Origin of the sequence: Fulvivirga sp., from assembly GCF_040220315.1 — a bacterium.
Classification (GTDB): domain Bacteria; phylum Bacteroidota; class Bacteroidia; order Cytophagales; family Cyclobacteriaceae; genus Fulvivirga.
The window spans coordinates 1-10,386 of record NZ_JAVJUY010000330.1 but is presented as its reverse complement, the minus strand read 5'-3'; the positions used below and the strand labels follow the sequence as shown (position 1 = coordinate 10,386).

The window sequence follows — 10,386 nt, the reverse complement described above, 5'->3', positions numbered from 1 at the left end:
TAACATTTCTCTTACGTTATCTTTGATTTTCTCAGGAGTAAAAGAGGCTTTACCCACACTCACGTGAATAATTCCAAATTTATCTACTTTGAAATCAATCTTACCAGCCTTAATATCAGTTACTGCCTTACCTACTTCTAGGGTTACAGTTCCTGACTTAGGGTTTGGCATTAAACCTCTTGGGCCTAATACTTTACCTAAACGACCAACTTTGGCCATTACTGTGGGCATAGTAATAATTACATCTACATCAGTCCATCCGCCTTCAATCTTTTTTATAAATTCATCAAGACCAACATAGTCAGCACCAGCATCTTTTGCTTCCTGCTCTTTGTCAGGTGTACAAAGCACCAATACTTTTAAATCTTTTCCTGTACCATGAGGCAGCGTAACAACACCCCTTACCATCTGGTCAGCTTTTTTAGGATCAACTCCTAATCTAATATCTAAATCGATAGAAGCGTCAAACTTAGTAAAGGTTACGTCCTTTACTAATTGTGAAGCGTCTTCCAAAGAATACTCTTTGTTTGGCTCCAACTTATCAGCTATTGCTTTTTGATTTTTTGTCAACTTTCCCATTTTCTGATCTATTTATTAACTCCAGGGAGCTGTTCCAGTTACTCTTATTCCCATACTTCTAGCGGTACCCGCAACCATTTTCATAGCTGAGTTTACTTCAAATGCGTTAAGGTCAGGCATCTTAGTTTCAGCTATTGTTTTTACCTGATCCCAAGAGATGCTTCCTACCTTATTTCTGTTAGGTTCTGCCGAACCGCTTTTCTTTTTGGCAGCATCTAATATCAACACTGCTGCAGGAGGAGTTTTAATTACAAAGTCAAACGACTTATCTGTATAAATTGTAATTAATACAGGTAAAACCTGTCCTTGTTTCTCCTGAGTTCTTGCATTAAATTGCTTGCAGAAATCCATAATGTTAAGACCTTTACTACCTAAAGCCGGTCCAACGGGTGGAGATGGATTCGCTGCACCACCTCTAATCTGCAATTTCAAGTATCCACTAATTTCCTTAGCCATTTCTTAATCTAATTTTTCTACTTGCATATAGTTTAGTTCAACAGGAGTGTTCCTGCCAAATATTTTCACCATTACGTTGAGCTTTTTACGCTCTTCGAATACCTCCTCAACAGTTCCGGTAAATCCTGAGAATGGTCCGTCCATTACTTTTACTGATTCACCTACTATATAAGGAGTCTCTAGTTTTTCTTCAAATTCGTCAACCTCATCTACCTTGCCCAAAATCCTATTGATCTCTGATTGTCTCAATGGCACCGGTTCTTTTGATTGCCCCGTTCCATTGTTACCCAAGAAACCAATTACTCCTGGAATGCTTGTTACTACGTGGTTTGCTTCACCATTAGATAAATCAGCAGACACAATTACATAACCAGGAAAGAAATTTCTTTCACGAACCCTCTTTTTACCATTTCTCATTTCATATACCTTTTCTGATGGTATAAGAACTTGAGGAACGAAATCCTGAAGACCTTCTCGTTCGATTTCTGTTTCGAGGTAAGCCTTCACCTTTTTCTCCTGACCGCTAACTACTCGTACTACGTACCAATTTAATTCGCTCATCACTCTAGCTACGGTTTATTTAAATTCAGTGTAAATCCAATCCATACCGCTTTCAAAAACGAAATCGATAAGGCCTATAAATAGGGCGAAAATTAAAGAAGCTATCAAAACCAAAATAGATTGATTTTGTAACTGACTATACTTTGGCCATGAGACTTTGTTTTTCATCTCATCGTACGACTCAAGAATAAATGTCTTTAACTTTTGCATTGAAACACTATATTTTATTTTAGCACGGGTGGTAGGACTCGAACCCACAACCAATGGTTTTGGAGACCACTACTCTACCAATTGAGCTACACCCGTTTATATTATTTTTACGAGTTAATTCTCCTACTCTTTCCCACCACGCATTTTGGACATTTACACCACATTCCAATCCCTACAATCCAAAATGGTTTGCAAAGGTAGTATAAAGTTTATTTAAAACAAAAGCGTTCCGAATAAATTTCGGAACGCTTTTGCTATGAATTTTAAATCTTAGTCTAAGATTTCAGTAACCTGACCAGAACCTACAGTTCTACCACCTTCTCTGATAGCGAAACGTAGTCCTTTTTCCATCGCTACTTTGTTAATCAAGTTAACTTCGATAGAGATGTTATCACCAGGCATAACCATTTCTACTCCTGATGGAAGGAAGATTTCACCCGTTACGTCAGTAGTTCTTAAGTAGAACTGAGGACGGTATTTGTTGAAGAATGGAGTGTGACGTCCACCTTCTTCTTTTGAAAGAACGTAAACCTCAGCTTTGAATTTCTGGTGAGGAGTTACAGAACCTGGCTTACAGATTACCATACCTCTTTTGATTTGATCTTTTTCGATACCTCTTAAAAGAAGACCCACGTTGTCACCAGCTTCACCTCTGTCTAATATTTTTCTAAACATTTCAACACCTGTGATGGTAGACTTAAGACCTTCAGCACCCATACCTAAGATATCAACTGGATCTCCAGAGTTGATTACACCTCTTTCGATTCTACCAGTAGCAACAGTACCTCTACCAGTAATAGAGAATACATCTTCTACAGGCATCAAGAAATCTTTGTCAACAAGACGCTCAGGAAGAGGAATGTGGTTATCCACTGCATCCATTAATTCGTCTACTTTAGCAACCCACTCAGCTTCACCGTTAAGTGCACCAAGAGCAGATCCTTGGATAACTGGAATGTTATCACCGTCAAAGTCGTAAGCAGAAAGAAGTTCTCTAACTTCCATTTCAACTAGCTCAAGAAGCTCAGCGTCATCTACTAAGTCAACTTTGTTCATAAATACTACCAATGCAGGTACACCTACCTGACGAGCTAATAGGATGTGTTCTCTAGTTTGTGGCATCGGACCATCAGTTGCAGCAACAACAAGGATAGCTCCATCCATTTGAGCAGCACCAGTAACCATGTTCTTCACATAGTCAGCGTGACCTGGACAGTCAACATGAGCATAGTGTCTGTTTGCTGTTTGATATTCTACGTGAGATGTGTTAATTGTGATACCTCTTTCTTTTTCTTCCGGTGCATTGTCAATTGAAGAGAAGTCTCTCAATTCTGCAAACCCTTTCTCTGCTAACACTTTAGAAATAGCTGCTGTTAACGTTGTTTTACCGTGATCCACGTGACCAATTGTTCCAATATTCAAGTGGGGTTTGGAACGGTCAAAAGTTTCTTTAGCCATATTTGATAATTCCTATTTAGTTTAAAATTTATTCTTTTGTTTAATTAATATGCTAACGCAAAATAGGCTCAAAACAAGTAAACTTATTAAGAACCTTACTATCGAGCCAAGAAGGGGATTTGAACCCCCGACCTCTTCCTTACCAAGGAAGCGCTCTACCCCTGAGCTATCTCGGCTAATGTCTCAGTTCAAAGTTTCCAGTTGTTTTAGACAACTTTGAAATTGAGATTTCGAACCGAGAACTCAAATATCAGTGAGCGGGAGACGAGGTTCGAACTCGCGACCTACAGCTTGGAAGGCTGTCGCTCTACCAGCTGAGCTACTCCCGCTTGATAATTGGGGACTGCGAAGTTACAACATTTATAGCATTGGTAAAATCACAACCCTCAACCTGGTGTGGGGGGAGCAGGATTCGAACCTGCGAAGACATAAGTCAACGGAGTTACAGTCCGTCCCAGTTGGCCGCTTTGGTATCCCCCCAATTCAATTCTTTTAAGAACTTTTACCTTTCATTCTAGCACCTATCGTGATGCCTGTTTTCGAAAGGAAGTGCAAAATTATACGCTTTTTCATTTTAATCAAACTTTTGAAAAAAAAAGTAAAACTAATTTTCAAAAGTGCTATAGCATTGAAATAAGCCTGATTGGAACTACATGATTATTATCTCATTTATTATTCCAGGCCCTATTTCTTTTTCTATTATCGATTTGAGTTTGTCTTTTGAAAGATTCAATTCATTTTTTAAGGGTGCAGAATTGAGTTCTACAAACAATACTTTGTTCTTAATAAAAATTTTAGATGTTCTATTTGCTATTGTGTTGCCCATCAATTTTTCCCATGAGCTTAATAACCTATTTTGATCGAAGCGTTCATTTAAATGATACTGCTTTAACATATCGCCCAGTGCCTCGCCTACTGTTGATGTATTTGACTTACGTGGGTGTTTATATTTTTGTGTCATATCCTTTTTGCGTCTGAAACTGAGTATTAATAAATAAAATTGTTTATTTTCAACCTCATACATCTAATGACATGGAAGAAGATATTCACAGCAAAACTAAGAAGTTAATTAATGATTTGAATTACTTTATGGTTCATGTCATCTCCTATTTCGTTGTAAACCTACCGCTTATGATTTACATCTTTACAGACTTGGGTGAAAGATGGTGGATATTTTTACCTGCCATCTTATGGGCGTTTGGCTTAATCTATCACAGTTTACGTGTTTACGGAACTGATCCTCTCAGAATTAAAAACAAGGGATTAAGAATGGTATTTTCCTACCTTATGAAATTATCCGGTGTATAATCATTCGTTCTTTATTTCTACTTTGCCATTGTCAACCAAATAAAGATTTGGATTTAACTCAAAATCCTTTAAAAGGTTTTCAGTTCGGTCTTTTATAGCATCGGTAATAAATACCTGATTAAATATTCCACTTTTTATCATTGTGAGCAGCTTATTAATGCGATTTGAATCCAGTTTGTCAAAAATATCATCGAGCAAAAGTATTGGTTTAACACTAAGCCCTATTTCCAATGCGTGATATTGCATTAATTTCAATGCTATTGAGAATGACTTTTGCTGACCCTGCGAACCATATTTTTTTAATTGGTTATTCTCGATAAAAAAATGAAAATCGTCTTTATGAATGCCAAAATTGGATCTTTCAGTTACGATATCCCTTTTACTATATTCATTCAACTTTTGACTAACATCAGGTACATCAAACTGCGATCCGTAACGTATGCTTACCTGTTCTCTTTCATCGCTGATGAATTTATAATATTCATTGAATTTTATAAGGTTAGTTGCAATAAATGACTTTCGCTTTTTAAAGATTTTGATGCCAAGATCAAGCAGAACACTATTGTAAGTTTCTAAGAGATCTTTATTTACCTTTCCAGATTTTGAGAAATTTTTGAGCGCACTATTCCTTTGTTTCAGATTCTTATTGTAACGCACCAGGTTGTTCATATAGTCATGGTCAAGCTGGCAGATAATGGAATCAAAGAATTTTCTTCTTATTTCGCTGCTTTCCCTTATAATGTCGGAGTCGTATGGAGTGATAAGCACTACCGGAAAGCGGCCAATATGTTCTGACAGTTTCCCATAATCCTCTTTATTTTTTTTGAATGACTTCTTCTCGCCTTCTTTAAAATAACAAACTATGGTATCTGTACTTCTAGCGTTTACAAAAGTACCCTTGATACTAAAATAGTCCGTATTAAACTTGATGTTTTGATTATCTAATGGGTTGTGGGCGCTTTTTGTCATCGACAAAAAGTAAATGGCATCCAGAATATTGGTTTTACCGCTACCATTTTTACCTACAATACAATTAAGGTGCTCTGAAAAAGTTAATGACAGATTCTCATAGTTCTTGAAGTTAATCAAACTCAACTTTTCAATGTGCATTAACTTTTTTTCTTTATTTTCGCAGTCCTAAATTTGATTCAAAAATAGCATTATGGCAGCTACAACAAAAGGAAAGTCAAAATCTACTTCAAAGAGTTTTTCTAAAGAAACATACCTCACCTGGTTTGAGAGCATGTTGTTAATGAGAAAGTTTGAGGAGAAAGCAGGGCAGCTTTATGGTCAACAAAAAATAAAAGGGTTTTGCCATTTGTATATCGGACAGGAGGCTTGTGTTGCCGGGGCAGTTTCAGCTCTGGAAGAGGGTGATAAATATATTACCGCTTACCGGGATCATGCACACCCCATTGCACTAGGTTCTGATCCGCGTAAAATAATGGCAGAATTATTTGCGAAGGAAACAGGTATATCCAAAGGTAAAGGTGGCTCAATGCATATGTTCGACAAGGAGCACCACTTCTTTGGTGGGCATGGAATAGTTGGTGGGCAGATACCTCTTGGCGCTGGTATTGGGTTTGCAGAAAAGTATAACAAAAGCGGTAAACTGTGCATATGTTACATGGGTGATGGCGCAGTTAGACAGGGCGCATTTCACGAGGCGCTGACCATTGCGATGACCTGGAAGCTTCCTGTGATTTTTGTGATAGAAAACAATGGCTATGCCATGGGAACCTCAGTTTCGAGAACATCAAATGTTACAGAGCTTTATACGTTAGCAGAAGCGTATGATATGCCATCGGAGCCTGTAGATGCTATGTCAGTTGAAGAAGTACACCACGCAGTAGAGAAAGCTGCAAAAAGAGCACGAAAAGGAGATGGTCCAACTTTGCTTGAATTTAAAACCTATAGATATAAAGGGCATTCGATGTCGGATCCTGCCAAATACAGAACAAAGGATGAAGTTGAAGAATACAAAGCAAAAGACCCTATTGAGCAAGTGAGAGCTACTTTATTAAAGAAAAAGTATGCTACAGAAAAGGACATTGAAAAGATAGAGGATAAAATAAAGGAGCAAGTAGCAGAGTGCGTGAAATTTGCCGAAGAATCTCCATATCCTGATCCTAGTGAGGCTTTCAAGGATGTTTATGCGCAACATGATTATCCTTACATTACAGGATAAGTCAATTATTTTTAATCCGATTTCTTCTTATCGTAATAATTAGTAGATTTGCGGCCTTAAATTTTGTAAGAATGGCAAAGGGAAAAAAACAAAAGGAACAAGAACATCATAACGATTTACTCGAGAATCCGGAGGCGTTGGCAGATCAGCTTTCTAAAACCGAACAGTTTGTAGAAAATAACAAAACGTTGGTTTTAGGTATAGGTATTCTACTCTTAGTATTAGTGGGTGGGTATTTCGGTTTTGAGACTTACAAAAAATCACAGAATGAGAAAGCCCAAAACGAAATGTTTCAAGCTATCTATTATTTTGAATCTGACAGCCTTGATCTTGCTTTAAATGGCGATGGGATTAACTTAGGATTTAAAGATATCATTGACGAATACAGTATCACAAGTGCGGCTAATCTGGCTAACTTTTATGCTGGAGCTGCATTCTTAAAACAAGGTGATTATAAAAGTGCTTTGCTTTACTTAGAAGATTTCAGTGCAGATGATTTACTTATTCAGGCAAGAGCATACAGTCTTATGGGCGATGCAAATATGGAATTAGAGAATTATTCTAAAGCTGCCGATCTTTACAAAAAGGCAGCTTCATACAAAGAAAACAAGCAATTTTCGCCAAGATATTTAATGAAAGCAGCACTTGCCTTCGAGTATGCGGAGAATATTGAAGCCGCTAAAGAATCTTACGAAACCATTATAAATGAATATTGGGATTCATCAGAAGTACAGAATGCTAAAAAATTTAAAGCGCGATTAGAAAAAGCTGCTTCATAATTTTTTACTCAAAACATTTTAAGAAGGGATAAGGTAAAGCTTTATCCCTTTTTTAATTTTGCTACATAATGTAATTTATAACTATGTCATCATCACATAAAAACTTAAGCGAATTCTCTTCAAAAAATGTTGCTGATATTTCTCAGAAGCGATTTGGCATTCTTGTGTCAGAATGGAATAGTGAAGTAACTGATGCGTTGTTCTCTGGGGCATTTGAAACATTGGTTACTAATGGTGCTATCAGAGATAATATCATCAAACAATATGTTCCTGGGAGCTACGAGCTATCACTCGGTGCACAATGGATGGCAGAGCGTAAAGATATTGATGCAGTGATTTGCCTGGGCTGTGTGATACAAGGAGAAACAAGACATTTTGACTTTATTTGTAGTGCAGTTGCCCATGGTTTAACTAATGTAAGTTTGAAATATAATAAGCCTGTGATTTTTGGTGTATTGACTCCTGATACTCAAAAGCAAGCTCTTGACAGAGCCGGTGGTAAGCACGGAAATAAAGGTGATGAAGCAGCTATTACTGCTATTAAAATGCTTGGAATCAAAGGGTAACTATCATCATACGCAATACAAACTCATAAAAAGAAAGGCAACCCAAATGGGTTGCCTTTCTTCATTATAATTACTCTAAAATTAATTCTTCTTATCTAAGTCCACTACAATTGGTGAAGCAACGAATACTGAAGAATATGTACCTACTAAAATTCCTACCAGAAGAGCGAAAGAGAAACCTCTTAACACTTCACCTCCGAATAAGAAAAGTATTAATACAACCACCAATGTTGTGGCAGATGTCATTAATGTTCTATTCAAAGTACCGTTGATGGCTGTGTTAAATATTTGCAGTTTATCCGTGCTGGTTCCAAGATTTAGAAACTCCCTTATTCTATCAAATACAACCACGGTATCGTTTATGGAGTAACCTATAATGGTTAGGATCGCAGCAACAAACACTTGATCTATTTCATATTTAATGCCTAATAGACCTGCAATGGCAAAGGCTGAAAATACAAAAGCAGCATCATGCACCAATGCAATAATTGCCCCGGTTGAGAATTGCCATTTTCTAAATCTTACCAAGATGTAAAGGAATATAGCGATAATGGCAAAAATTCCAGCCTCAAAAGAAGCACTCTTAATATCATCTGCAATAGTAGCACCCACTTTAGATGAACCCGAAATAGTGAAGTGCTCAGCATCTACCTGGGAATCATCCTTAACATAGGACTGGCCTGTGAACTTCTCGATCCCTGAAATCAATGATTCTCTTACTTTTTTATCTGCACCGTCCGTTTCATCATTTACCAGATATGATGTAGTTACTTTAATGATATTATTACCACCAAAGTTCTTTACCTCTGTACCAGTGTTTTCAAAGCTTTCGCTTAGTGCGATTTTCATATCCGTTGCCACAACAGGACTTTCAAAATTCACAATATAGGATCTACCACCCTGAAAATCCACACCCAAGTTCAACCCGTTTATTGCTGTTAGTGTCATACCAATAGCTATAAATATTATCGAAAACATATAGGCAATTTTTCTCTTACCCATGAAATCGATATTAATGTTAGATAGAAGATTCTTAGAGAATGGTGTAGAAAATGACACTTTACTATCATCACTTTTTCCTACCATCCACTCAACAACAACCCTGGTGATATATACCGCAGAGAAGAATGAACAGAAAATACCGATCATTAATGTGATGGCGAATCCTTTGATAGGACCCTGACCTAAAACGTAAAGAATGATGGCCGTTAACAACGTTGTAACGTTGGCATCTACAATTGAGCTAAATGCCTTTTTGTATCCTGTAGAGATGGCCTCACGAAGTTTAGAGCCATTTCTAAGTTCTTCTCTGATACGCTCAAAGATTAGAACGTTTGCGTCAATTGACATACCTATGGTTAATACAATACCTGCGATACCCGGTAATGTTAATGCTGCATTAAATTGAGCAAGAATACCCATGATAAAGAAGATATTAAAAACCAATGCAATGTTGGCAACAAATCCTCCTTTGGCATAATAGGCAACCATGAACAACACCACTACGATCAAACCGGAAACAATAGAAATGATACCCTGACTTTGAGCAATTTTACCCAAAGTTGGTCCAACAATTGCCTCCTCAACAATTCGTGTTGGTGCCGGTAATGAACCTGCCTTTAGAATATTCGCTAAATCTTTAGCTTCTTCAATAGTGAAGTTTCCAGAAATCTGTGAGTTACCATTGGGTATTTCACCGTTAACATAAGGAGCAGAATAAACTAGATCATCAAGAACAATGGCTATTCGCCCACGTGGATTTTGATTGGCGGCTTCGGCTGTCATTTTTCTCCAGACTCTTGTACCTTGAGCATTCATCTGCATGCTAACAGCTGGACTTGCATACTCATCAAGATCTTGCCTGGCATCCGTTATTACTTCACCCGTAAGTTGTGCCTGGCCACCACGTCCTAATTCTACAAAATACAGCTGTAGTAATTCCATTCCTGTAGCCTCATCTACAGTTGGCTTCACTTCCCATAAAGGCTTTACATTTCTTGGAAGTAGGTTTCTAACGTCATCTCTTCTTATGATTGAACCAATTTCAGCAGTATCACGCACATCATAGATCAGCCCGCCCTGTGCCTTTGTAAGTGCAAACAAAGGAGAAATTTGAGCTGAGAGAGAGTCAAGTTTGCTTTGTGTTGAATCTTTTTCTGATGATGATAATGCCGCATCTAAATCAGAGTCAGTTGAATCATTATCAGCAGATAATAAATCGCCTAAATTTTCGGAAGAATTGTCTGTTGCTGAATCATCACTCTTACTTGCCTTCAGCGCT

General features: G+C 37.5%; 12 protein-coding genes and 4 tRNA genes. 4 read left to right on the top strand and 12 right to left on the bottom strand.

The window, feature by feature from the left end:
• The 10 genes from rplA to RLO81_RS16855 all read right to left on the bottom strand — a co-directional run.
• On the bottom strand, positions 1–579 hold a 579-nt coding region (gene rplA, locus RLO81_RS16900), incomplete at its 3' end, for a 50S ribosomal protein L1 (RefSeq protein WP_350114376.1).
• A gap of 15 nt (positions 580–594) precedes the next feature.
• Positions 595–1,035 carry a 50S ribosomal protein L11 gene (gene rplK, locus RLO81_RS16895; protein ID WP_205722024.1) on the bottom strand — a complete coding sequence of 147 codons (441 nt, stop codon included), beginning with the start codon at positions 1,033–1,035 and terminating at the stop codon, positions 595–597.
• A gap of 3 nt (positions 1,036–1,038) precedes the next feature.
• Positions 1,039–1,596 (bottom strand): transcription termination/antitermination protein NusG, encoded by a 558-nt coding sequence (gene nusG / locus RLO81_RS16890; RefSeq protein ID WP_205722025.1) that lies wholly within the window; start codon positions 1,594–1,596, stop codon positions 1,039–1,041.
• Between the two features lie 15 nt (positions 1,597–1,611).
• Positions 1,612–1,806: a preprotein translocase subunit SecE gene (secE, locus tag RLO81_RS16885; RefSeq protein ID WP_205722026.1), complete on the bottom strand. Its 195-nt coding sequence runs from the start codon at positions 1,804–1,806 to the stop codon at positions 1,612–1,614.
• Between the two features lie 23 nt (positions 1,807–1,829).
• Positions 1,830–1,902 (bottom strand) — tRNA-Trp (locus RLO81_RS16880).
• Between the two features lie 174 nt (positions 1,903–2,076).
• Positions 2,077–3,264 carry an elongation factor Tu gene (gene tuf / locus RLO81_RS16875; protein WP_205722027.1) on the bottom strand — a complete coding sequence of 396 codons (1,188 nt, stop codon included), beginning with the start codon at positions 3,262–3,264 and terminating at the stop codon, positions 2,077–2,079.
• A 104-nt stretch (positions 3,265–3,368) separates the two neighbouring features.
• A tRNA-Thr gene (locus RLO81_RS16870) sits at positions 3,369–3,440 on the bottom strand.
• 80 nt (positions 3,441–3,520) lie between these two features.
• A tRNA-Gly gene (locus RLO81_RS16865) sits at positions 3,521–3,593 on the bottom strand.
• Between the two features lie 68 nt (positions 3,594–3,661).
• Positions 3,662–3,744 (bottom strand) — tRNA-Tyr (locus tag RLO81_RS16860).
• Positions 3,745–3,913: 169 nt separating this feature from the next.
• A complete protein-coding gene (locus RLO81_RS16855) occupies positions 3,914–4,225 on the bottom strand; it encodes a DciA family protein (protein WP_350114371.1) in 312 nt (103 codons plus the stop codon).
• Positions 4,226–4,296: 71 nt separating this feature from the next.
• Between RLO81_RS16855 and RLO81_RS16850 the strand changes: the two genes are divergently transcribed.
• Positions 4,297–4,572, top strand: a complete 276-nt coding sequence (locus RLO81_RS16850; RefSeq protein WP_350114368.1) for a 2TM domain-containing protein — start codon at positions 4,297–4,299, stop codon at positions 4,570–4,572.
• Here the strand turns inward: RLO81_RS16850 and recF are convergent, their stop codons facing one another.
• Positions 4,573–5,682: a DNA replication/repair protein RecF gene (recF, locus tag RLO81_RS16845; RefSeq protein WP_350114365.1), complete on the bottom strand. Its 1,110-nt coding sequence runs from the start codon at positions 5,680–5,682 to the stop codon at positions 4,573–4,575.
• Between the two features lie 52 nt (positions 5,683–5,734).
• Between recF and pdhA the strand changes: the two genes are divergently transcribed.
• The 3 genes from pdhA (at position 5,735) to ribH (ending at position 8,105) form a co-directional block, all read left to right on the top strand.
• Entirely contained in the window at positions 5,735–6,760 is a 1,026-nt protein-coding gene (gene pdhA / locus RLO81_RS16840; protein WP_350114362.1) for a pyruvate dehydrogenase (acetyl-transferring) E1 component subunit alpha, read from the top strand.
• Between the two features lie 71 nt (positions 6,761–6,831).
• Positions 6,832–7,539, top strand: coding sequence for a tetratricopeptide repeat protein (locus RLO81_RS16835; protein WP_350114360.1), 708 nt, complete (start codon positions 6,832–6,834; stop codon positions 7,537–7,539).
• A gap of 83 nt (positions 7,540–7,622) precedes the next feature.
• Entirely contained in the window at positions 7,623–8,105 is a 483-nt protein-coding gene (gene ribH / locus RLO81_RS16830; protein WP_350114357.1) for a 6,7-dimethyl-8-ribityllumazine synthase, read from the top strand.
• Positions 8,106–8,186: 81 nt separating this feature from the next.
• Here the strand turns inward: ribH and secD are convergent.
• A partial coding sequence (secD, locus tag RLO81_RS16825) for a protein translocase subunit SecD (protein ID WP_350114354.1) occupies positions 8,187–10,386 on the bottom strand: 2,200 nt, incomplete at its 5' end.

Excerpts from the sequence above, each read along its gene's own strand:
- ribH (WP_350114357.1), top strand. The coding sequence starts at position 7,623 with ATGTCATCATCACATAAAAACTTAAGCGAATTCTCTTCAAAAAATGTT.
- RLO81_RS16855 (WP_350114371.1), bottom strand. The coding sequence starts at position 4,225 with ATGACACAAAAATATAAACACCCACGTAAGTCAAATACATCAACAGTA.
- rplK (WP_205722024.1), bottom strand. The coding sequence starts at position 1,035 with ATGGCTAAGGAAATTAGTGGATACTTGAAATTGCAGATTAGAGGTGGT.
- pdhA (WP_350114362.1), top strand. The coding sequence starts at position 5,735 with ATGGCAGCTACAACAAAAGGAAAGTCAAAATCTACTTCAAAGAGTTTT.
- RLO81_RS16835 (WP_350114360.1), top strand. The coding sequence starts at position 6,832 with ATGGCAAAGGGAAAAAAACAAAAGGAACAAGAACATCATAACGATTTA.
- tuf (WP_205722027.1), bottom strand. The coding sequence starts at position 3,264 with ATGGCTAAAGAAACTTTTGACCGTTCCAAACCCCACTTGAATATTGGA.
- secE (WP_205722026.1), bottom strand. The coding sequence starts at position 1,806 with ATGCAAAAGTTAAAGACATTTATTCTTGAGTCGTACGATGAGATGAAA.
- nusG (WP_205722025.1), bottom strand. The coding sequence starts at position 1,596 with ATGAGCGAATTAAATTGGTACGTAGTACGAGTAGTTAGCGGTCAGGAG.
- RLO81_RS16850 (WP_350114368.1), top strand. The coding sequence starts at position 4,297 with ATGGAAGAAGATATTCACAGCAAAACTAAGAAGTTAATTAATGATTTG.
- recF (WP_350114365.1), bottom strand. The coding sequence starts at position 5,682 with ATGCACATTGAAAAGTTGAGTTTGATTAACTTCAAGAACTATGAGAAT.